Origin of the sequence: Anabaena sp. WA102 (genome assembly GCF_001277295.1) — a bacterium.
Classification (GTDB): domain Bacteria; phylum Cyanobacteriota; class Cyanobacteriia; order Cyanobacteriales; family Nostocaceae; genus Dolichospermum; species Dolichospermum heterosporum.
Genome location: NZ_CP011456.1, coordinates 3,694,886 through 3,718,401, shown reverse-complemented (window position 1 = coordinate 3,718,401; position 23,516 = coordinate 3,694,886). Strand labels below are relative to the sequence as shown.

Below are 23,516 nucleotides of genomic sequence, written 5' to 3'. Positions count from 1 at the left end.
GCTACGGTCAAAGCCGAGACGAGATAAATCAGGGGTTTCTCCTTATCAAAATACTTCTTCGTGCAGATGGTTATTCTTACTCGCCCCTTGATTATACCATCACGGCGAATAAATTCGCCGTTGGAACTTCCTCCACTGTAAGATAGCCAAGTGGCTTCCCTGCCTTTCGACGATTTTATTGTGAAATTATCTCAAATTTTTTCTCAAATTTTTTCTCAAATTTTTGCATAAGCTCCCTAAGTGTGAGAGATATAGATAAATATACAAGATAAATATACAGCAATCTATTCTCACCCTGCTTAGAGGAGTGTCTACCATGCTTTACCGTTTTAAATCCCTTTCTCTTGTGACTTTGGTGCTTTCCCTGTCTTTCCCTGTCGGTGTTGCTGAATCAAGGACAAAGGAAATTATACCAACTACCTTGACTGCACAAACAGAAACTACAGAACCACGCAAAGATGAAGCGTTGGGGCTGAATAACTCCAGCTTTCTGAACCATAACTCAAGAATTAACCAGGTATTGGCACAAAAACCAAATAATCAAAAAACTCAAGCAGAAAAACTGCTGCAAAAAGGTGAAGAACTGCTGTTTAATGAGCAATCTCAAGCTGCTTTGCAAAGTTTTCAACAGGCATTGAAGATTTATCGCCGAATTAATAACTCCCTGGGAGCAGGTGAGTCAATTAGATTAATTGGTAGAGCTTACTATAATTTGAAAGATGAAAAGAAGGCAATGACTTACTTTGACAGGGCATTGCAAATCGCTGAAACTATCAAAAATCGTGAATTAAAAGGAAAAACATTACTTGCATTAGGAGTCCTGTATTCTCTAAAAGAACCTAAACGCGCCATTTCCTACTATGAAGAAGCTTTAAAAATTGCCAAAGCTATTAATAATTTTGACTTGCAAGCAAGAGTCAATTTCAATTTGGGTAGAGAGTATCAAATAGCTTTAGGAAATGATGATCGCGCCGATAAATACTATCAAGAAAGTATGATAAATGCACAAAAAAGTAAAAACCATGATACAAAAGTATGGGTACTATTCAAGCTAGGTTCTATTTACTCTTTGAGGAATGCAGTCACAGGAATAAATTTATTAGAACAAGCTTTGGTAATTGTTAGACAGAATAGTAATTCTACAGCAGAAAAGCAGATCCTTCGCAAATACGAACCCTCTCTTCTTATTGCACTTGGCAGAAGTTATTTCTTTGGTTTCGCTAACGCACTAAAGAAAGATCCAGAAGCACTTATTCAAAAACAACTTCAGTATTATAAAGAAGCTGTCACAGTTGCCAAGGAGACAGGGGCAATTATTAAACAAGGAGAAGCGTTAGTTGAAATTGCCAAGACCTACAAGGGGACTGAATCATCAAAAGCATTAGCAGCACTGGAGCAAGCTGCAAAAATATTCCAACAGGAGAATAATACTAACAAACTTCAAGATACCTTGTATACTTTGGGTAGCGTTTATCAAGAAATAGGACAATTAGAAAAATCTCTAACATACTATCAGCAAGCTTTAGCTGTTGTAGAGAAAGTAGTTACTCAATCTCCTCTAGATATTGTAAGCAAAAATTGGGCGCAAGCAGATATTTTTGATGGTATAGCCCGTGTATATCTGACTCTTAGTAAGTATGAAAAATCAATTGAATTTTATCAGCAGTCGGTAGATGTCTGGATCTTAACTCTTAAATATATTGAAGGTCTGAAACAAGATCAAAAAAATCTCCCTTTTCAAAATCTTTATGTTGATAATACCAAACGTTTCATTAGAGGAGGCTATCTTAGTATAGCATCGAATTATAGCTTTTTAGGGCAATTTGATCAAGTACGAAAAAATATCCAGTTAGGAGAAGCATATTCTGATTCTAGTTCTGATTCTAGTTCTGATTCTAAAGACCAGAATTTAAAATCTGCATTAGCTGATTTAGAAAAGTGGAGATCGTTGAGATTGGGATTTGCAGTAGAAGCCTATGCCTTAAGCCAGGTTGGTATTGCTAATGCTGAACTTGGAAACAATGATCTGGCATTGAAAGATTTTCAACAAGCAATTAAATTATCTGAAAATTTTCCTGCAACTCAAGCAAATATATTTTTTAGTATTGGGTTATTCTATACAAAACAAGGTCAATATGATTTAGCCATAAGTTTTCATGAAAAAGGTGTAGCAGCTGCCCAAAAAGCTAACAACAAAGTATTACAAGCATTAATTTTACATGAAATTGGCATAAATAATTTCGATATAGGCAATCTACCTAAAGCGGTCGTTGCTTTATATGAAGCTATTACAATTTATGAATCTGTGCGGATTGACTTAACAGATAAAAGCCAAATTTCTATTTTTGAGGGTCAATCTACAACTTACACTATATTACAAAAAAGTTTAATTGCCCAAAATAAGTTTCAAGAAGCATTAGAAGTAGCTGAACGTGGTAGGGCGAGAGCATTTGTAAATCTCTTAACATCACGCATTTCAGGGAAGCAGGTTAATCAGTTAAATGTTCAACCACCAACTATTGAAAAAATCCAGAAAATTGCCAGAGAGCAAAATGCGACAATTGTAGAATATACAATTTCTCATCAATCAGGAAGGCAAAATTATCCAAAAACTTGGAATCGATCTGAGATGTATATCTGGGTAGTTAAACCAACAAAGGAAATTAGCTTTAAACAAGTAGACCTGACAACATTAAAAACACCACTTGTTGATCTTGTCAAAAATAGCCGTTTTTCTATGGGTGCTGGAGGACGGGGTGTTAACATAGTACCTACAGGTGAGCCAGTTCAAAAAGAGAATTTACAAACCCTACATAAAATATTAATTGCTCCTATTGCCTCTCTTCTCCCTACTAAACCAGAAGAAAAAGTCATTTTTATTCCCCATGAATCGCTGTTTTTAGTTCCTTTTGTGGCACTGCAAGACAAAGACGGTAAATACTTAATTGAAAAGCACACAATCTTAACTGCACCAGCAATTCAAGTTTTAGATTTAACAAATCAACAACGGCAAAAAGTCCGGGGTAAAGATATCTTAGTGATGGGTAATCCAGAAATGCCAAAAGTGGGAATTCCTCCTGAACAACTTGACCCCCTTAAAGGTGCAGAAAAGGAAACTTTGGCAATTGCTAAATTCTTCCAAGATAAATTATTGAAAACTAAAGCTATCACTGGGAAAGATGCCACAAAAGCTGCTTTTAAACAAAAATTATCATCTGCCAGAATTATTCATTTAGCAACACATGGACTTTTAGCTGATACTGATAAAAGTATTCCTACCGCCATAGCCCTAGCACCTACGAAAAATGATGATGGTTTACTCACTCCTGCGGAAATTATTGATTTATCTATTAATGCTGAATTGGTGGTTTTGAGTGCTTGCGATACTGGTAGAGGTGCAATTACTGGTGATGGTGTTGTTGGCTTATCTCGTTCTTTGATTACTGCTGGTGCGTCCAGTGTCATTGTCTCTTTGTGGGCTGTTCCAGATACACCTACAGCAGAATTAATGACTGAGTTTTATCAACAATGGCGACAAAATCCTGATAAGGCTGTGGCGTTAAGAAATGCTATGCTCAACACTATGAAAAAAAGACCTGCTCCAGTAAATTGGGCGGCTTTTACTTTAATTGGTGAGTCTAAGTAGTCATCATGAACTGCATACACCAGGACACATTAAAAAAACTTCTTATTCCCCTCCTTGCACCCCCCTCAATCCCCCCGCAACGGGGGGAAGAAAAGGATAAACTTTTGATATGGGAGGGGTTAGGGGTGGGGTCTTATTTTCAAGTTAGTTGGGGTTAAGAAAGCCGAACATTTGTTAGGAAATCTTTGTTGGGTTTCCTTGCGTCAACCCAACCTACGTAATGTTTTTTATTTTCAAAATATGATGAATTATACAGCTTTTTATCTCACAATTCAACAGGTTGAACAAATATGTTTATTTCAATTATCTTGGGGGCAAGGACAAAATTTGAGTGTCGATGTTGCCTATCCAGAAAAACTAACTACACTATACCAAGAATGGCAAAATATTTATCTGAGTTTTTATAAAAAAGCACTGCGGGGAAAAGTTGCAAATATGGGTAGTCTCGCTGCTCCTCCCATTGATTGGCACGCTCGATTAGTACAAGCTGAAGCTCAATTTTTATCTGAATTTCATCACTGGTTACGCAGTGCAGAATTATTTGAAATTCGTAAACAAATTGCTCAAGCTAGTAAACAAAATCAAACCCCCTATCTTGATGTTTTTATCACTTGTAGCACTCTAACTTTAGCCAAGTTGCCTTGGGAAGTATGGGAAATTGGTACAGAATTTGCTTTAGAGTCTAGTCAGATTCGCATTGTCCGCACTGCTAAAAATCGTCAAGGAACAGCTACAGCTACTCAGGGTAAATATCCACATAAAGCTAGAATTCTAGTAATTTTAGGAGATGACACAGGTTTAAATTTTGAATCTGAAAAACAAGCTATTGCATCTTTAAAAGATTATGCAGATGTTAAATTTATCGGTTGGCAATCTAACAAGAATATTGATGACTTAAAAACTGAAATCGTCCAAACTATTTCTTCCCAAAATGGCTGGGATATTTTATTTTTTGCAGGACACAGTAATCAAACTAATTTGACTGGTGGTGAATTAGGTATTGCTCCTGGTGTAGCTTTATCAATTTCTGAACTTGAACCGGCTTTAATTACTGCTAAAGATAGAGGATTACAATGTGCTATTTTCAATTCTTGTAATGGTTTGAGTATTGCTGATAAATTAATTGATTTGGGTATCAGTCAAGTTGCGGTAATGCGTGAACCTATTCATAATCAAGTAGCAGAAGTATTTTTACCCCGCTTTTTGCAAGCTTTGTCTGAATATAAAGATGTTCATGAATCGTTGATTTCAGCAGCACAATATTTAAAAGTAGAAAAGAATTTTACTTATCCCAGTGCATATTTGATTCCTTCGTTATTTCGGCATCCAGGAGCAGATTTATTTCGTCTTCAACCTGCTTTTATGGATGAAGGAATTAAAAAGTTAATTCCTAATCGTCGAGAAATAATTGTACTTTCAGTTTTATTGATTATTAGCTTGCTGTTACCAGTTCAACAATTTTTATTACAGCGTCGAGTATTATTACAAGCTATCTATCGTCAACTTACAGGACAAGTTGCAACTGTAGCAAGTCCCCCAGTTTTATTGGTAGAAATTGATGAAGATTCCATTAGAAAGGCTAAAATTTCTAACCCTAAACCGATTGAGCGTAAGTATTTAGCAAGTTTAATTGATAGGTTAACGGCTAATCAAGCCAAAATAATTGGTATTGATTATTTATTAGATAGACATCAAGGAGAAAGCGATCGCATTCTTGCTAACTCTATCAAAACTGCTGTAAAATCAGCAAAACCGACATTGTTTGTTTTTGCTGGAACTGCAAATCAAGATGGTCAATGGTTACGGGTATTACCTAATATTGCTAATCTTAATTGGAGTCTAGAAGGTGAAATTGAGATTTTACCTGGATATATGCAACTATTACCTGATCATAATTCTCAGTATAATAATTCTCAGTCTTCAGACCCGGATTTTTCTAAGTTATTAAATCCTGGTGCTACTTCAATTTCGAGTTTTTCAGGTTTATTAACACTTGGATATCAGTTACAACAATCTTCTGATGCACCACAACCAAAATTAGACAGTCAAGAGGATTTTTTTCAACAAATAAACAATTCTCCAGATCGTAAAGTGCAAGATAGATCCCATTCTCAAACGATTACAAGGTTCAGTTACTCACTGCATCAAATGTGGATGCACCCAATTATTGATTTTTCTATTTCTCCTCAATCAGTATATCAAAATATTCCCGCTTGGCAATTATTGGAGAATCAAAATATTCCTAAAAATCTCCAAAATTTACAAGATATCATAGTCATTATTGCACCGGGAGGATATGAAGAAGCTGGATTAAATTATGACGGTGAAGATAATTTTTTAATATCAAAGTTTCCAGCTATTAAATATTGGCGTGATCAAGAAAATCCCATTAATCAAAGCCAAATATTAACAGGTGGTGAATATCATGCCTATATGGTACATCATTTACGTACTAACAGATTAGTTATTCCCATTCCTGATTTTTGGATGATTGGGATAGCTATATTAATAGGCAAAAGTTTAAGTTTATATTTATTACCCAGAAAAAAATCTAATCAACCGCAATCTTTAATCATAATCACCATAGTTACAGGTATTTATGGTTTAATAAGTTTACAATTATACATTTCTGCAACTGCAATTTTATTACCTTGGTTGTTACCTTCTGTAACATTGTGGTTTTACATTCTATCTGCGATTTTGGAGAAAAAATCTGATGAATAAATCTTTTTTATCTAGGGTAATTTTATCATCTCTAGCTTTCAGCACTTTGGCTATCTTACCTAATCAAGCGGTTATTGCCCAGAAAAATCCTCAGAAACCTGCTTCATTTTGGAGTAATATTTCTCAACTGCTATTTTCTAATAAACCACCTGTAAAACCACGTAAAGGAGGTAGTCGTCCTATAGACTCTATCTGCATAATTTCCCCAGATGCTCCTTCTGAAACTAGAATTATTTGGAGCGATCGCCCTTTATTTGCGTGGCAAGGTAAAGCAAGAAAAATACAACTGACTGATCTGAATAATAATACTGTTATTTTCAGTGAGAATGTGGAAAATACTCAACAATATACTTACACGGGTGAACCACTGCAACCAGGCCAAACCTACAAGTTAGATATATTTATTGGTGATGGTCCAGCAGTATTGGTGGAATTTCAAATTATGGAGAGTGAAGAACGCGATCGCATTACCGCAGCACTGAAGACGCTAGAGAATAAACTACAAGCAAAAAAAAGTCATCATGAGGCGATCGCTTTTGCTAAAGCTAACTACTTTACTAAATTGGGTCTGTGGTCAGATGTGTTACAGCAAGCATACTCAGTACAAAAACCCTCTCCTGAGTTGGATAGGATGCTCAAAGAAATTCCTAAGCAGTTATGTACACAGCCAAAGTCAGATAGATTGTAGGGGATTGTAGGGTGCGTCAGACTGCATAAATCCTGTAAATAAACAGATTGTTGATATCTGACGCACCTTACCAATGTGGCAGTTGCGTAAGTCTTGTGAAAAAACCTACAGCAAATTGTCATCAAACCTGGAACAAGAACCCCACCCCCAACCCCCTCCCCGCAAGCGATGAGGGGGCTAAGATGTAACTTATATGATTGGAAATCGCTGTAATATCCAGATCCTCGACTTCTCAAAGAAATCGGGGATTTATTTTTTGAAAAAATTTTCTTTTTTGCATAACCTCTAAAACCTCAGAAATACATATAGTTGTGAACCAACAGTCAAGTTATAAATTCACATTCATGATCATGAATTTGACTGTCTATGTATTTATTGTCAATCAGCGAGAATTTGATGGAATCAAAAAATTATCTGGGGGGAATTGCAGATTTTAATAATCAAGGAGGGGATGATGATCCAATAGTTCCACCTAATTAATCAGGTCTCGTTCTTTTAAACACCTGATAAATCTTATGTCAATAAAATGAGTTAACTTAATTATTTTTGAGGAAATACAACTATGAAACTTTGGAAATTAGCAGCAAGCATTCTGGTATTTAGCACAATCATTATTAGCCCCAAAGCCAACGCTCAAAATTTGTTAAAACCTCAGCAACTAGCACCATTACAGAACTCAGTAAGTCCCAATTCTAAAGATGTGGACACATACTTTACACAGGGTTTTAAAAAAGTAGAATTGAAAAATTTTCGAGGAGCGATCGCTGATTTTAACAAAATTCTCGAAATTGATCCTAATAATGCTTATGCCTATGTTGGGAGAGGATTTAGTAGATTTGGTTTAGCAAGCTATCAAGGCGCAAAAAAAGATTTTGATAAAGCCTTGGAAATTACTCCCAATATTGCTTATGCTCACTTTTTTAGAGGTTTTACCCTAGTGATGTTAGAAGATAAACAAGGAGCGATCGCTGATTTACAAAAAGCATCTACATTGTTTAAAGAAGAAGGAAAAGACGAATTTGCCCAAAAAGCAGATAGCGCAGTTAAACAAATAGAAGCTAGTTAGAAATTATCCCATAAATTATTCAAAAATCGTAGGTTGGGTTGACGCAAGGAAACCCAACATTTCTACATTTTGACATAAATCATGTTTCTGTTGAGTGAATATTGCATAAGCTCCAAAAGGCCAGAGATATATAAACTTTGATACAATAAATCCCCTATTCAACCATGAAAAACTTCAAAATCAGTTCCATTAGCTTAATTCCCCAACTAGCATCTAGTTGGATCATGCTTTTGACGACTGTTTCCATACCTGTTAACACCGTTCAAGCAAATGATCTATACCTAAAACCATCAACAGCAAATATAGATACAATATCTAATTCTGCTAACCAAACATCAATATATAAGCAATTACAAAAAAACCTCATTAATCAGAATAAACCAGAAGCTGCATTAGAAATTTCTGAACGTAGTCATAATGGTGAATTTTGGGAATTATTAACCTCACATAAATCAAATAAAATAGCCATTTCTCTATCTTCAGAGCAAATTAAACAAGTTGCTAAACAACAAAATGCCACAATTGTTCAATATTCAATTATTAATGATGAATTTGTAATTGCAGGTAAAAAGCAAATTCAAGAATCAGAACTGCTAATTTGGGTAATTCAACCTACAGGTGAAATAGCTTTTCGTCAAGTTAATCTAAAACCTTTATGGCAAAAAGAAAATACATCTTTAAATGATTTAGTCGCGGGAAGTCGCAGTAGAATGGGAGCGCGAAATAGAAATAATAAGGGAATGATTAAAGTAGAACTGACAAAGGAGTTTAGCTCAAACAAAGAATTACTAAAACTGCATGAGATTTTAATTCAACCCATTGCCGATTTATTGCCAAATCAGCCCGATAAACACATTATTTTCATTCCTCAAGGGGACTTATTTTTTGTTCCCTTTGCAGCATTACAAGATAAAAAAGGTCAATACTTAATTGAAAAACATACCATTGCCACTGCTCCCTCAATTCAAGTTTTAGATTTACTTTATCAACGAAAACAGCAAAATCAAGGATTAGTTAAAGATGTGTTAATTGTAGGTAATCCTATCACGCCTACTAAACCATTTCCAGGATGGGAAAAGCCCCAAGAACAACATCCACTTCCAGGTGCAGAACAAGAAGCAAAACAAATAGCTGAGATTTTTAACACCAAAGCACTGATAGGGAATGCAGCCACAGAAACCACAATTGTCCAAAAAATGCCACAAGCGAAAATTATTCACTTAGCGACAATTGCATTACCAAATAATGAGCAAGGATTGGACAGTGCATTAGCTTTAGCGCCCTCTGGTAAAGATGATGGTTGGCTGACATCTGGAGAAATTATCAACTTGAACCTAAAAGCGGAATTAGTGGTATTAAGTGGTAATGATACAGCTATAGGCAAAGTTACCAATGATGGTGTAATTGGTTTATCTCGGTCTTTTTTTACCGCAGGTGCTACCAGCGTGATTGGTTCTTTGTGGTGTGTCTCGGATATGGAAACAGCATTTTTGATGACTGAGTTTTATCAAGAATTAAGTAAAAATCCAGATAAAGCTGCTGCTTTGCGTCAGGCAATGCTAATAACTATGAAGAAATACCCAAATCCGATGAGTTGGGCTGGTTTTACTTTAATTGGCAATTCTCAATAAACTGTTAATTTTCTCGCAACAATTGGTATAAAATCCATGTCTCATCGCCAAATTCGGTTAATTGCATTTATCACTTTCATCCTAACGGTTTTACAACCTGTGGTTAATTTGCCGATGTTATTCCAGGTATCACAGGTATTAGCACAAACGCCTGCAACGCGAAAGGCAGAAGCAGAGAGACTCTTTCAGCAAGGTATTAAGCAGTTTCAAACAAGTCAATTTACAGCAGCATTACAGTCTTGGCAACAAGCGCTAATTATTTATCGAGAAATCAAAGACCGTCAAGGTGAGGGTCAATCTCTAGGTAATCTGGGAATTGCTTACAATGCGCTGGGAGATTACACCAAAGCTATTGAATACCAATCCTCCCGTTTAGCTATTGCCCGTGAAATCAAAGACCGTTTAGGTGAGGGTAATGCTCTAGGTAATCTGGGAAATGCTTATTTCTTGCTGGGAGATTACACCAAAGCCATTGAATACCACACCTCCCATTTAGCTATTGCCCGTGAAATCAAAGACCGTTTAGGTGAGGGTAATGCTCTAGGTAATCTGGGACTTGCTTATTCCTCGCTGGGAGATTACACCAAAGCCATTGAATACCACACCTCCAGTTTAGCCATTGCCCGTGAAATCAAAGACCGTTTAGGTGAGGGTCAATCTCTAGGTAATCTGGGAAATGCTTATTCCTCGCTGGGAGATTACACCAAAGCCATTGAATACCACACCTCCCGTTTAGCTATTGCCCGTGAAATCAAAGACCGTTTAGGTGAGGGTAATGCTCTAGGTAATCTGGGAAATGCTTATTTCTTGCTGGGAGATTACACCAAAGCCATTGAATACCACACCTCCCGTTTAGCCATTGCCCGTGAAATCAAAGACCGTAGAGGTGAGGGTGCTGCTCTAAATAATCTGGGAGGTGCTTACGATGCACTGGGAGAATACACCAAAGCCATTGAATACTACACCTTCAGTTTAGTTATTGCCCGTGAAATCAAAGACCGTAGAGGTGAGGGTCAATCTCTAGGTAATCTGGGAAATGCTTACTTTTCACTAGGAGATTACACCAAAGCCATTGAATACCACACCTCCCGTTTAGCCATTGCCCGTGAAATCAAAGACCGTAGAGGTGAGGGCAATGCTCTAAATAATCTGGGAAATGCTTACTATGCACTAGGAGATTACACCAAAGCCATTGAATACTATTCCTCCAGTTTAGCCATTGCCCGTGAAATCAAAGACCGTAAAGGTGAGGGCAATGCTCTAGGTAATCTGGGAAGTGCTTACGATGCACTAGGAGATTACACCAAAGCCATTGAATACTATTCCTCCAGTTTAGCTATTCTCCGTGAAATCAAAGACCGTAGAGGTGAGAGTCAATCTCTGAATAATCTGGGAAATGCTTACGATGCACTAGGAGATTACACCAAAGCCATTGAATACCACACCTCCAGTTTAGCCATTGCCCGTGAAATCAAAGACATTCAAGGAGAAGGAGCTAGTTTAAATAATCTAGGTGCAACTTTCTATAAATCTGGCAACCTCCCACAAGCAGAAACAACTCTCTTTACTGGCATTGAAGTATGGGAATCTATCAGAGGAAAATTAGGGAACAATGATAGCTACAAAGTCTCTATTTTTGAAGAACAAGCTCGCACTTACCGCATATTACAAAAAGTTCTCATTGCTCAAAATAAAACCAATGCAGCTTTAGAAATTTCTGAACGAGGACGTGCTAGGGCTTTTGTGGAATTATTGTCTTCACGTTTATCTAACACAAATACCAGTCAAACCTCACAACCTGCTGTTGATAAACCCACTATTTCCTTATTACAAAAAATTGCCAAACAACAAAATGCTACCTTGGTTCAATATTCTATTATTACTGATGATTTGAAAATTGATGGTAAACAACAAACCAAAGAATCAGAACTCTATATCTGGGTGATTAAACCCACAGGTGAAATTGCCTTTCGTAAATCTGATTTAAAACCTCTGTGGCAAAAGGAAAATACCACTCTGAGAGAACTCGTTGATGATAGTCGTGAATCTATTGGTGTGAAAAGGAGAGGGGGTATTGTAGCTAGTCTAGATCCTAATGCTGCCCCAGTCAAAGGAAGATTTCAAAGACTCCATGAATTACTAATTACACCTATTGCGGATCTTTTACCCAAAAAGGAAACTGAAAGAGTTGTTTTCATCCCTCAAAATGAATTATTTCTTGTTCCTTTCCCTGCACTGCAAGATGAAAAAGGCAAATACTTAATCGAAAAACATACTATCCTCACAGCACCATCAATTCAGATATTGGATTTAACCCACAAGCAAAAACTCAGACAAACCACAAAATCACAACCAAGTTTAATTGTCGGTAATCCTACCATGCCCAAGGTAATACTAGAACCAGGGCAACCAGCCCAACAATTAAAAGCCTTAATCTGGGCAGAAAAGGAAGCTAAAGATATTGCTTCTCTGATGAACATTTCAGCCTTAACGGGTAATAAAGCCACGAAAACAGCAATTTTAGAGAAAATGTCCCAAGCCGGGATTATTCACTTTGCTACCCACGGTTTACTTGATGAGTATCGGGGTATAGGAAGTGCGATCGCACTTGCACCATCTGGTAAAGACGATGGTTTACTCACTGCTGACGAAATTCTTAACCTCAAACTGAATGCAGATTTAGTGGTATTAAGTGCCTGTGACACCGGACGCGGACGCATTACGGGTGATGGTGTCGTCGGTTTATCACGTTCTTTGATTAGTGCCGGTACTGCCAGTATTATCGTTTCTTTGTGGGCAGTTGATGATGATTCTACATCCTTTCTGATGACGGAGTTTTATAAAAATAGAGAACAAAAACTTGACAAAGCCACCGCATTAAGAAAAGCCATGCTGACAACAAAAGCAAAATATTCTTCCCCTCTCAATTGGGCTGCTTTTACCTTAATTGGGGAATCTGAATAGGTTGGTGATTGGTAATGGGTAATGGGTAATTGGTGATTGGTGATGGGGTGAAATTATCCTTAATCTCCTGACTCTTGACTTCTTGATATGCAGATTTTTATTCAATGTCATAGCATAAACTTTGTAAAGCGATTACTGATTGTTTTAGTCCCTGATTTGAAAGCGTGTTTAGATATTGTTCAAGTGTTTTAGGAGGATTCTTGAGACTATTTATATGTATTTTAACTACTTTGTAAATTTCTGTTGGGTTAAGGTCAATCAAATGCAGAATGAAATCATCTGGATGTTGGGACTCAATACCGTATGGTGAAAGAGCTTGAGCCGGAAAATCTTTCAAGTTAAAAGTGACTATCACACTAGCATTGCAACGAATTGCTGCTGCCAGCACATGACGGTCATTTGAATCTGGAAGTTGTAACCCTTCAATAAGTGCTTCATAACCTGTAACCAAACAATCTCGAACATGACTGTTCATCAAATTTTTAGTTCTGTTCAGTTGTTCAATCGTCAGATCAGAACGATTGTTTAAAACATTTTTAATCCATTCTGAGTGAATTGCATCTGTCCACCGTGCTTTAAATAGGTCAGTAACCGCAAGTCGCATAAGGAAATCTCTTAATGGTGCTGGATATAAGACACAAGCATCATATATAACTGTAAAATTAGACACTATTATTGCTCTGTTATTTTTTAAATATTAACCTTGGTACTGTACGTTCGCTCATTTTAAATCTGCAAGATTTAATTAGGCCTTACAGGGCTTGTAATCTAGGCAATTCAACTGGTTCAGCCGTTTTCATCTTGCATAGAACTTTTGCCATTTTATGATTTATGCTATCCCTGTGCCTTAAATAATCACCTCTGGAAGCCTTCTGTAATGGTCATAAATTTTACTAGTAATTAACAGGTTACTTAAAAATAGCCGTTTTCCTTTTGCATTAAGGCTCTAATTCCCCTTCCGATTTCAAAATGAGCGAACCGACAGTTGGTACTCATAACAAATTTACTTGACTATTCATAACCCATATCTAGTTCTTGAGCTTGAGCAGTAAGCTCATCAAGAGCTTCCATCCGTAAAGCATCAATTTGATTTTTGTAATTGAGTAGATCCAGATAACGCACCCGTCTCCGTGTTCCTACCTTACGGAATGGGATCTCTCCTCCTTCCAATAGTCCTACCAAATAGGGACGAGAAACATTTAAAATATCAGCAGCTTCTTGTGTTGTGAGTTCTGCGTGTACAGGTATGAAAGTAACAGCATTACCTTTAGCCATTTGTCCCAGTATGTCAACAAGCATCTGAAAAGCCAGTGATGGGATCTTAACCGTTTGACTTACACCGTCATCTAGCTCAACTTTAATACTATGAAAGGCATCCTTATTCCCTATATAAGCAGCCAAAGTTTGACTACTTTTTTTTGCTAAAGTAGCATCTTCTTCCGTAGGTACTCCAATCCTGCTAGTTTGATATGTACTGAGTGTCATAGATATCAGCCTCGTCTAATATCGAATTGCATTCCATTTACCCATTCCTTATGAAAAATATGGATTGCAATTACCATTCACTATATACTAACTCTAATTCAAAATAAACGCAATGAGCGAAATGAGTGAAATAAAAGTCCGGTTAATGTCCTGACTCCTGTACGGGTTTAGCACTGCTAAACCCCTACTGACTCCTAACTCCATAATTTTGCATATCCTTCCCTTGGTGAGAGATAGATGTTTATGTGCAATTCTAGGACAAAAACTCAAAATTAAAGTAAACACTTATGAAACGCATTACATCTAGCATTTTCCTCACCACCTTGATTTTATCCAACGTGGGTATATTTCCCATCCCACCACAAGCAATTGCACAAACTCAAGAAAATGGTGATTTATTTTACCTTTATAAAGGACAACGCATACCATTAAACCAAAGACAGGATGCGATCGCTGTTTCTTTTAAACAACTCGGTAGAACCCGTAGTCTGTCCGCTCCTCCTTTATACCTGCAACTTCAACAAGACTTACAAAGCGGAATTCGCAGCACCACACCACCAAAAGTCACTCCTTTAGGTGAAAATTACGCTCTGGTAAATTTGCCTAAAGACATCCAAAATGCTGAAGTTGTTTTACAGCAACGCATTCAACAACAGCCTTATGTACAAACTACTTTACCAGTTCTTACCCGCAACGAACATCAAGAAATCATTGTTGTACCTAACGAAATTATCCTCAGCTTTCAATCGCAACTTTCCCAAAGTCAGAGACAAGCAATTTTACAACAAAACAATCTGGAAATTGTCCGTCCCCTACGCTTTAACCGCGATCGCTATCTCGTAAAATCCACAAGTGCCTCTGGTACAAAAATTCTCAGTGTATCTAATCAACTTAATAGCGTCAAAGGAGTAACATCTGCTACACCTAATTTTATCCAATCTTTGACTAACCACAATCTAGAAACTGCTACCAAACAAATCACAAATATGCAGAGAACTGGAGATTGGTTACAGACAACAAAACCAGAAAATACCAATCGAAGCAACCCATCTCAAAACAGTTCTCAATCTAGAAGTATTGCTGCAAGAAGTACACCAAAAAGTAATTTATTAGGATTAGCTTGGCATTTAGATAGTAGACCTTTACAACAATGTTTGCAACAAAAAATATCAAATTGGAACTCACTACAAACCTGTCTACAAAAACCGATTGTCAGTAAAAAATCTACCCTATCCCGTACAGATATTCGGGTGACAGATGCCTGGAAACGCAGTAATGGTGGACGTGGTGTGGTTGTCGCAGTTTTAGATAGTTTAATTCAGTGGGATCATCCTGATTTGATCAATAATATTTACACCGTCAAAGCTGCTGATAAATGTCCAGGAGAAGTTCACGGTTGGGATTTTTCCTCTAGCAGTAATAGTTTAGATCCTTGTAAAAACGGTGATGCTGATACTCGGATTAGTCCCACAGAATTGGCAATTTTGGGGTCAACATTTCAGGATACTTTTCAACTATCTGATGCTAAATTAGTGCAGCAATATTCTACAGAAGCATTAGAGATAAAACGCAAAAATCCCGATTATTCCTTAGAACAAATTGCTAACGTTCTGCGTTATGTTTTTCGGACTTATAAAGTCGGTGGAGAATTTCATGGTACTTATGTCAGTGGTGCGATCGCTGCTAAACCCCAAAATAGCAAAGGACTCTTAGGTGTAGCACCCAACGCGCAGATTTTACCAGTCCGGTTATTTGGGTTGAATGGTAGTTATAGTCCTGCTGCTTATATTGAAGCCATTGGTTATGCAGCTAATCGCGGTGCTGATATCATTAATCTCAGCTTAGGTAGTATTTTACCAAGTCCGGGAGAAGAAGAAGCGAACTGCTTGCAGCAGCGCTTCGCTATCGCTGATGTTCTCAAAGCCAACCCTAAATTAGTCATTGTCGCTGCTGCTGGTAATGAAAACACCAACCAAGTCACATTTCCTGCTGCTTATCAAGGAGTTGTATCCGTTGGTGCAACCAATATTACAGGTAATCGTGCATCCTACAGTAATTATGGTCAAGGATTAGATTTAGTAGCACCAGGAGGGGACTTAAATACACCGGGATTATTAGGTGGAATTCCCACCACGGGAGGCACTTCTTTAAATGCTTTTTGGCAAGGTATACCTAATCCTAGCACTCGTTGGTCTTCTGTGGTTGATGGCAGAGGTAAATATTGGTGGGTAGAAGGAACATCTTTTGCTTCACCAACAGTAGCAGGAGTTGTGGCTTTAATGAAGGGGGAAAATAAAGGAATTAGTAGGGAAAGATTGGTGAGTATTTTGAAATCTACAGCTAGTTATCAAGGACTGACTATTTCTCGACAAGATGCCGAACTTTATCGTTTACAACGCAGTGAGGGAGAAATTCCCGCATCTGTGAAAGAACAGCAATATTTCTTTGGTAAAGGACTTGTTAATGCTGATGCAGCAGTGCAAGCGGTGAAAAAGAGACGTTAAATAATTGGTAATTGGTGATTGGTAATTGATTATTAGCGGGCAATACTTGTACTGAGCGCAGTCGCAGTATGCCCGCACCACAAATAATATTTGGATATTTTTTTATTTGGAAGTTCCTAATTAACCAGATATGATCCACAAGGGTAAATTAAACGTATTAAGATATACTTAATGACATCTATTCTCAAATCATATTATTTGTATTTATTATTACAGGCTTAACTAAAATCTCCCCAGTCAGAAATCTGACAATGATTTGATTTTGCATATCCTCCAGTAAATGAGAGATATATGTTTTAAAGGTATCGGCTCAATTCTCTTTACTCTCTCAGGAATTGGTATAAAATCCATGTTTCATCGCCAAATTCGGTTAATTGCATTGATCACATTTATTCTGACGGTTTTACAACCTGTGGTTAATTTGCCGATGTTATTCCAGGTATCAGAGGTATTAGCACAAACACCAGCAGACCGGAAAGCAGAAGCAGATAGATTTTTGCTGCAAGGTAATGAGCAGTATAAAACCAGTCAATTTACACCAGCATTACAGTCTTGGCAACAAGCACTAATTATTTATCGTGAAATCAAAGACCGCAAAAGTGAGGGTGGTACTCTGGGTAATCTAGGAATTGCTTACGATGCACGAGGAGACTACACAAAAGTCATTTATTACTATCAGCAGAGATTGGTTATTGTCCGTGAAATCAAAGACCGCTTAGGTGAGAGTCAATCTTTAGGTAATCTAGGAAATGCTTACTTTTCTCTAGGAGACTACACAAAAGCCATTAATTACTATCAGCAGTTTTTGGTTATTGCCCGTGAAATCAAAGACCGCTTAGGTGAGAGTGCTGCTCTGGGTAATCTAGGAATTGCTTACAATGCACGAGGAGACTACACAAAAGCCATTGATTACCAGCAGCAGAGATTGGTTCTTGCCCGTGAAATCAAAGACCGCTTAGGTGAGAGTGCTGCTCTGGGTAATCTAGGAATTGCTTACTTTTCTGTAGGAGACTACACAAAAGCCATTGATTACTATCAGCAGAGATTGGTTCTTGCCCGTGAAATCAAAGACCGCTTAGGTGAGGGTCAATCTTTAGGTAATCTAGGAAATGCTTACAATGCACGAAGAGACTACACAAAAGCCATTGATTACCACCAGCAGAGTTTGGTTATTGCCCGTGAAATCAAAAACCGCTTAGGTGAGAGTATTACTCTAGGTAATCTAGGAAGTGCTTACAATGCACGAGGAGACTACACAAAAGCCATTAATTACTCTCAGCAGTTTTTGGCTATTGCCCGTGAAATTAAAAACCGTTTAGGTGAGGGTCAATCTTTAGGTAATCTGGGAATTGCTTACAATGCACTGGGAGATTACACCAAAGCCATTGATTACAACCAGCAGTATTTAGCTATTGCCCGTGAAATCAAAGACATCCAAGGAGAAGGAGGAAGTTTAAATAATTTGGGTGTAACTTTCTACACATCTGGCAACCTCCCAGAAGCAGAAAAAAACCTCTACGCTGGTATTGAAGTATGGGAATCTATCAGGACAAAATTAGGTAACAATGATAGCTACAAAGTCTCAATTTTTGAAACACAAAAAGCGGCTTACCAAACATTACAAGAAGTTCTAATTGCTCAGAATAAAACCAATGAAGCTTTAGAAATTTCTGAACGGGGACGTTCCAGGGCATTTGTCGAGTTATTAACTTCACGCCTATCTACCACAAATACCAGCCAACCCTCACCACCTGCTGTTGATAAACCCACAATAGCCTTATTACAAAAAATCGCCAAACAACAAAATGCTACCCTCGTTCAATATTCCATTATTTCTGATTATTTTAAAATTGATGGTAAACCACAAACCAAAGAATCAGAACTTTATATCTGGGTCATCAAACCCACAGGTGAAATTACATTTCGTAAATCTGATTTAAAACCCCTATGGCAAAAAGAAAATACAACTCTTGCAGAACTTGTTACTACCAGTCGTGAATCTATTAACGTCAGAGGCAGAGGAGGTATTCTAGTCAGTGGTGCAAATCCTAATGCTCCCCAAGCCAAGCCAAGATTTCATAGACTCCATGAATTACTAATTACACCCATTGCTGACCTTCTCCCCAAAAAAGATACTGAAAAAGTCGTTTTCATTCCTCAAAGTGAATTATTCCTTGTTCCTTTTCCTGCACTGCAAGATGAAAAGGGTAAATACTTAATCGAAAAACATACTATCCTCACTGCACCATCAATTCAAGTATTAGATTTAACCCACAAGCAAAGAATCGCCAGTAAAAAATCAGGAATTGGCAAAGGGGAAATATTAGTAGTTGGTAATCCCACCATGCCAAAAATTCCCATCACCGATGAACAGTTAACATCTCTCCCCGGTGCAGAACGGGAAGCAGTAAAAATTGCAGAATTATTGAAAACCCAAGCAATTATAGGTAGTAAAGCCACTAAAACAGCCATTGTCCAAAAAATGCTCAAAGCCAGAATTATTCATTTTGCGACTCATGGCTTAGTTGATGATTTTAAAGGATTTGGTGTACCTGGTGCGATCGCTTTTGCTCCCAGTGGAGAAGATAACGGTTTTCTAACATCGGGGGAAATTCTTGATTTAAAACTCAATGCCGAACTCATAGTTCTCAGTGCTTGCGATACAGGAAGAGGACGCATTACTGGTGATGGTGTCGTCGGTTTATCGCGTTCTCTAATTACTGCCGGTATACCCAGTATTGTAGTTTCTTTATGGTCAGTTGGTGATGATTCCACATCTTTACTAATGACTGAATTTTATAAAAATATGCAACAGAAGCAAGATAAAGCCACAGCATTAAGACAAGCAATGTTGACAACAATGAAACATAAAAATTATCAAAGTCCCTACCATTGGGCAGCTTTTACTTTAATAGGTGAAGTTGAATAAATGGGGACTGGGGACTGGGTAAGAAGATTTTAGATTGGAGTTAATTTAAGAATAATCCAAAATTGAATCACCAATCACCAATTACCAATCACCAATTACCAATTACCAATTACCAATTACCAATCACAAAAAGGAGGAATAAATCATGTCAAATATCAAACGTCGTCATTTTCTGCAATTAGCCGGTTCTACCTTAGCAACAGTGGGTATAAGCCAATTAGATATAATGCACCAGGGACATCGCTATGCTCAAGTTCTGGCTCAAAATACACCCCGCAAACTAGCATTACTGGTGGGAATTAATCAATATTCTGCTCCCATTACACCTTTAGAAGGTTGTGTAACTGATGTCAAATTACAACAAGAGTTATTAATTCACCGCTTTGGTTTTAACCCTAAAGATATCCTCACATTGACAGATCAAAAAGCTACCCGTCAAGGTATCCTGACAGCTTTTGAAGAACATTTGATTAACCAAGCAAAACCCGGAGATGTGGTAGTATTTCACTTTTCTGGACATGGTTCAAGAGTCATAGATCCAAATCGAGATCAACCAGATGGATTCAATAGCACTCTAGTTCCTATAGATAGCAAACTACCGGAGGGATATCCAATTACTGGTGGTGTGGTATCAGATATTATGGGACACACCTTATTTTTACTCATGTCTGCCTTGAAAACAGAAAATGTTACTGTAGTTTTAGATTGTTGTCATTCTGGTGGTGGGACAAGGGGAAATTTGCGGGTGCGATCGCTTTCTGGTGGTGAAGACCTTAAACCTAGTTCAGTAGAACTTAATTATCAAAAACAATGGTTAGGACGCTTGGATCTGTCACCAGAAAAGTTTATTGAACTTCGCAGAAAAGGGGTGGCCAAGGGAGTTGTTATTGCTAGTGCCAAACGGGATGAATTGGCTGCTGATATGAGTTTTAGTGATTTCCATGCAGGTGCTTTTACTTATGCTTTAACCCAGTATTTGTGGCAACAAACCAATAATCAATCTATCAATAATGCCATCGTCAATGTTGGTCGAAATACAGCAGCTTTGGCTTATCAGCAAGGAAACTATCAAAATCCACAAGTAGAATCGAATCTCAGCCAAGAAAACACCAACACACCCATTTATTTTACACCCCAACAAGCAATCTCAGCCGAAGCTGTAATCACTAAAGTCGAAAACAACCAAGTACAATTATGGTTAGGTGGACTAGATTCACAAACTCTAGAAGCATTTAAAAAAGGCGCTATTTTTACGGCTTTAGATAGTCAAGGTAGGCAACGAGGATTAGTGAAACTAGAGTCACGACAAGGATTAATCGGGCAAGGGAAACTACTTTCCACAAAGCAAAATTTACAACTACAACCAGGAACATTATTACAAGAACGTATCCGTAGTATTCCCAACAATCTAACTTTAAAAATTGGTATTGATCAATCTTTTGATAATAACATTACCCAGCAAGCAATAAAATCTCTGCAAGCACTTGTGCGTATTGAACCCAAACAATTAGGTACTTCAGAAGTGCAGTACATTTTTGGACGCATGACTCAAGCCAAGTATGAAGAGTTAGAGAAAAATAGAGTCAAAAATCTTCCCCAAGTAGGTAGTTTAGGCTTATTCTTACCCAGCCAAGATGCGATTATCCCTGCTTCCTTTGGTGAAAATAGAGAAACTGTCCAAGAAGCAATAACCAGATTAAAACCGAAATTTAAATCCCTGTTGGCAGCACGAATTATTAAGCAGGTATTAGGTAATACGAATTCATCACGGCTAAATGTGACTGTTTCCATGAATATTGCTGATAGTCAAAAAATAATTGCTGAAACTTTTGCTATTCGTGGTTTTAACAAAGTTCCCGCAGATTCAAACCCAACCGTACCAGTATCACCTGTCAAGTTTTCTGAGTTAGGGATACCTCAATTAACCGTAGGAACACAAATTGATTTCCAAATAGAAAATAAGGAATCTAGTCATCTCTACGTGAGTATTTTAGTGATTGATGCCGAAGGAGAAATGACGGTTATTTTTCCTAATGATTGGTCAGCTTCAGAAACAGCAGCACTGATAAAGCCAAAACAGAAATTAGTAGTTCCTCAAGCTGGTATTGATGGCTTTAAACTTACCATTGGTGAACCCTTGGGCATTGCTGAAGCACTTGTTATTGCTAGTACCACACCTTTGCGAACTTCCCTAAAAGTATTACAAACAATTGCCAAACGCAGCGGTCTGGAAAATCGTAGAAGTCCTATGGCTGTTAATGATGATCTATTAGAGGTGACAGATAGTTTGCTCAATGATTTAGATGCAGGTACTCGTAACGGTGATAATGTAGCAACAACCGAACTCCCAGATAATGTTCGTGGTATTGATACGAGAAAGCTGGCAGCAATGGCGATCGCTTTTGAAGTTTTGAGGGGTTGAAAAACGTCATTGATGCCTACGTGTTGCGGCTCGCAAACATAAACGCTCCAGAGAAATAAACGTTCCTTGCCAGAAAGTATTCAATTTACCTTATCAAGATTTGAGAAGATTTGGATAGTAGACGGGCCCCTGCTCCCCGGAAATTTTTCGCTCTCCTATTTAAAGTAATATGTACAACCATCTATACAGTGCATAGATGGTATTGTTTTATGTTTATACTAAACAACACTCAAGTTGACTTTGACAATAATGTCGTTGTAATCTTTATCTCCGCCTCCTACTAAATCTTCAAAACCAAAGACGTTATTTCCTAACAGACGAATGTGATCCACCTTATCAGTATTAGCTCCTAAATAGGCAAAGTAAGCTTGGTCAACTTGTCCATTTAGAACTTGATCTATAGTCCGACCATTAGTAAGAATAAAGGGGGCAAAAATACTTCCTCCTGTTAATGTCTTATCTGTAAAAGTCCCAGTTGCTTGGTTATCAACTCTGAGATCAATTCCCGCTACACGATTTTTGATGGCTGCTTGAGCATAACCTGAGTCACCAGGACGAAAATCAATAGTACCATTACCATCAACATCAATACCACCATTTGCATCTGCTACTTTATAAAAGCCGACAAAATTATTAAAAGCAGCTTCTCTATTGACGACAAAATCAGCTTTAACATCGTTGGTTATGCCGCGTAAATCAAGGACTTCTCCTTGTTGCGTTCCTTGCAGATTTGTCCCCAAGGGTAATGAGTCATTGGTTGATTTAATGTTGACTACCAAATCTTTGAAGTTAGTATTATTATTAGATCCATCTTTCCAAGCCAAGGAGAAACCATCAGCACCTAAATCTGTAATTTTTTGGCTTAATAGGTCAGAGAAAAGTATGTCTGTAGTTGGAGTAATTCCATTTTGAACGCTATCAATTGTGCCGTTTTTAACTAATAAGAATCTTAGGTTATTCCCGGAGTTGAATTCCAATAAATGCGTCAAATTATTGATATTAAACCCATTGGGGAGATTAGTAATAGCAGAGAAAATTACCTTAGAGCGATCTAAAGCCGCTTGGGCGTAACCTGCTGTTCCTGGAGCCATCCCTTGGATGTTACCTTGAGCATCATCAACTGTGAATACTCCCAGTTCATTGACAAGATTAGAACTTCTTTCTGTCAGGGTAACTTGAAGTTTGGATTTAGCAATACTATTAGAGATGTTAAAGATATCATCAGAAATTTTTGAAAGTTTTATTGTTGGTTGTAGAATTAGCGCATTATTAAAGTTTTCCGCAGAATCAGAAAATAAAATGTTTACGCGATTATTTGATGCGTAGTAATCTTGGACTGTAATTGAACGGTTGGGGTTTAATCCTAACACTAAATTATTATCAGTCCGTGTTTCCGAAATACTAGAGGATATAAATGTTGATAAGTCAATTGTCAGAAATGTTGAATAGCGTAATAA

12 protein-coding genes are annotated in these 23,516 nt (G+C 37.6%); 9 read left to right on the top strand and 3 right to left on the bottom strand.

Going from position 1 to position 23,516, the window contains the following annotated elements; genetic code table 11:
- Positions 1–316 precede the first annotated feature (316 nt).
- From AA650_RS16180 to AA650_RS16155, 6 genes are all read left to right on the top strand, one after another.
- Positions 317–3,646 carry a CHAT domain-containing protein gene (locus tag AA650_RS16180; RefSeq protein ID WP_053539789.1) on the top strand — a complete coding sequence of 1,110 codons (3,330 nt, stop codon included), beginning with the start codon at positions 317–319 and terminating at the stop codon, positions 3,644–3,646.
- A 240-nt stretch (positions 3,647–3,886) separates the two neighbouring features.
- On the top strand, positions 3,887–6,370 hold the full coding sequence (locus AA650_RS16175; protein ID WP_234413203.1) for a CHASE2 domain-containing protein: 2,484 nt from the start codon (positions 3,887–3,889) through the stop codon (positions 6,368–6,370).
- The gene (locus AA650_RS16170) at positions 6,363–7,058 is read left to right on the top strand and encodes a hypothetical protein (RefSeq protein WP_053539788.1); all 696 of its coding nucleotides are present in this window, start codon (positions 6,363–6,365) and stop codon (positions 7,056–7,058) included. The genes AA650_RS16175 and AA650_RS16170 overlap by 8 nt, the downstream gene beginning before the upstream one ends.
- Before the next feature lie 562 nt (positions 7,059–7,620).
- Positions 7,621–8,124, top strand: a complete 504-nt coding sequence (locus AA650_RS16165) for a tetratricopeptide repeat protein (protein ID WP_053539787.1) — start codon at positions 7,621–7,623, stop codon at positions 8,122–8,124.
- A 164-nt stretch (positions 8,125–8,288) separates the two neighbouring features.
- Complete coding sequence (locus AA650_RS16160; protein WP_053539786.1) at positions 8,289–9,755, top strand: CHAT domain-containing protein; 1,467 nt, start codon at positions 8,289–8,291, stop codon at positions 9,753–9,755.
- Between the two features lie 36 nt (positions 9,756–9,791).
- The gene (locus tag AA650_RS16155) at positions 9,792–12,719 is read left to right on the top strand and encodes a CHAT domain-containing protein (protein ID WP_053539785.1); all 2,928 of its coding nucleotides are present in this window, start codon (positions 9,792–9,794) and stop codon (positions 12,717–12,719) included.
- Positions 12,720–12,816: 97 nt separating this feature from the next.
- On the opposite strand, the gene AA650_RS16150 is transcribed toward AA650_RS16155, so the two are convergent.
- Complete coding sequence (locus AA650_RS16150) at positions 12,817–13,323, bottom strand: PIN domain-containing protein (RefSeq protein WP_234413202.1); 507 nt, start codon at positions 13,321–13,323, stop codon at positions 12,817–12,819.
- A 407-nt stretch (positions 13,324–13,730) separates the two neighbouring features.
- Entirely contained in the window at positions 13,731–14,204 is a 474-nt protein-coding gene (locus tag AA650_RS16145) for a helix-turn-helix domain-containing protein (RefSeq protein ID WP_053539783.1), read from the bottom strand.
- 287 nt (positions 14,205–14,491) lie between these two features.
- Between AA650_RS16145 and AA650_RS16140 the strand changes: the two genes are divergently transcribed.
- The 3 genes from AA650_RS16140 (at position 14,492) to AA650_RS16130 (ending at position 22,059) form a co-directional block, all read left to right on the top strand.
- Positions 14,492–16,708 (top strand): S8 family peptidase, encoded by a 2,217-nt coding sequence (locus AA650_RS16140; protein WP_053539782.1) that lies wholly within the window; start codon positions 14,492–14,494, stop codon positions 16,706–16,708.
- A 349-nt stretch (positions 16,709–17,057) separates the two neighbouring features.
- Complete coding sequence (locus tag AA650_RS16135) at positions 17,058–19,637, top strand: CHAT domain-containing tetratricopeptide repeat protein (RefSeq protein WP_053539781.1); 2,580 nt, start codon at positions 17,058–17,060, stop codon at positions 19,635–19,637.
- 145 nt (positions 19,638–19,782) lie between these two features.
- Positions 19,783–22,059 carry a caspase family protein gene (locus AA650_RS16130; protein WP_053539780.1) on the top strand — a complete coding sequence of 759 codons (2,277 nt, stop codon included), beginning with the start codon at positions 19,783–19,785 and terminating at the stop codon, positions 22,057–22,059.
- Between the two features lie 218 nt (positions 22,060–22,277).
- Here AA650_RS16130 and AA650_RS16125 read toward each other — a convergent pair whose 3' ends face one another.
- A complete protein-coding gene (locus tag AA650_RS16125; protein WP_053539779.1) occupies positions 22,278–23,429 on the bottom strand; it encodes a DUF4114 domain-containing protein in 1,152 nt (383 codons plus the stop codon).
- Positions 23,430–23,516 lie beyond the last annotated feature (87 nt).

Bases quoted from the DNA above. Each gene is read 5' to 3' on its own strand.
- AA650_RS16180 (WP_053539789.1), top strand. From the start codon at position 317: ATGCTTTACCGTTTTAAATCCCTTTCTCTTGTGACTTTGGTGCTTTCC.
- AA650_RS16175 (WP_234413203.1), top strand. From the start codon at position 3,887: ATGATGAATTATACAGCTTTTTATCTCACAATTCAACAGGTTGAACAA.
- AA650_RS16170 (WP_053539788.1), top strand. From the start codon at position 6,363: ATGAATAAATCTTTTTTATCTAGGGTAATTTTATCATCTCTAGCTTTC.
- AA650_RS16165 (WP_053539787.1), top strand. From the start codon at position 7,621: ATGAAACTTTGGAAATTAGCAGCAAGCATTCTGGTATTTAGCACAATC.
- AA650_RS16160 (WP_053539786.1), top strand. From the start codon at position 8,289: ATGAAAAACTTCAAAATCAGTTCCATTAGCTTAATTCCCCAACTAGCA.
- AA650_RS16155 (WP_053539785.1), top strand. From the start codon at position 9,792: ATGTCTCATCGCCAAATTCGGTTAATTGCATTTATCACTTTCATCCTA.
- AA650_RS16150 (WP_234413202.1), bottom strand. From the start codon at position 13,323: ATGCGACTTGCGGTTACTGACCTATTTAAAGCACGGTGGACAGATGCA.
- AA650_RS16145 (WP_053539783.1), bottom strand. From the start codon at position 14,204: ATGACACTCAGTACATATCAAACTAGCAGGATTGGAGTACCTACGGAA.
- AA650_RS16140 (WP_053539782.1), top strand. From the start codon at position 14,492: ATGAAACGCATTACATCTAGCATTTTCCTCACCACCTTGATTTTATCC.
- AA650_RS16135 (WP_053539781.1), top strand. From the start codon at position 17,058: ATGTTTCATCGCCAAATTCGGTTAATTGCATTGATCACATTTATTCTG.
- AA650_RS16130 (WP_053539780.1), top strand. From the start codon at position 19,783: ATGTCAAATATCAAACGTCGTCATTTTCTGCAATTAGCCGGTTCTACC.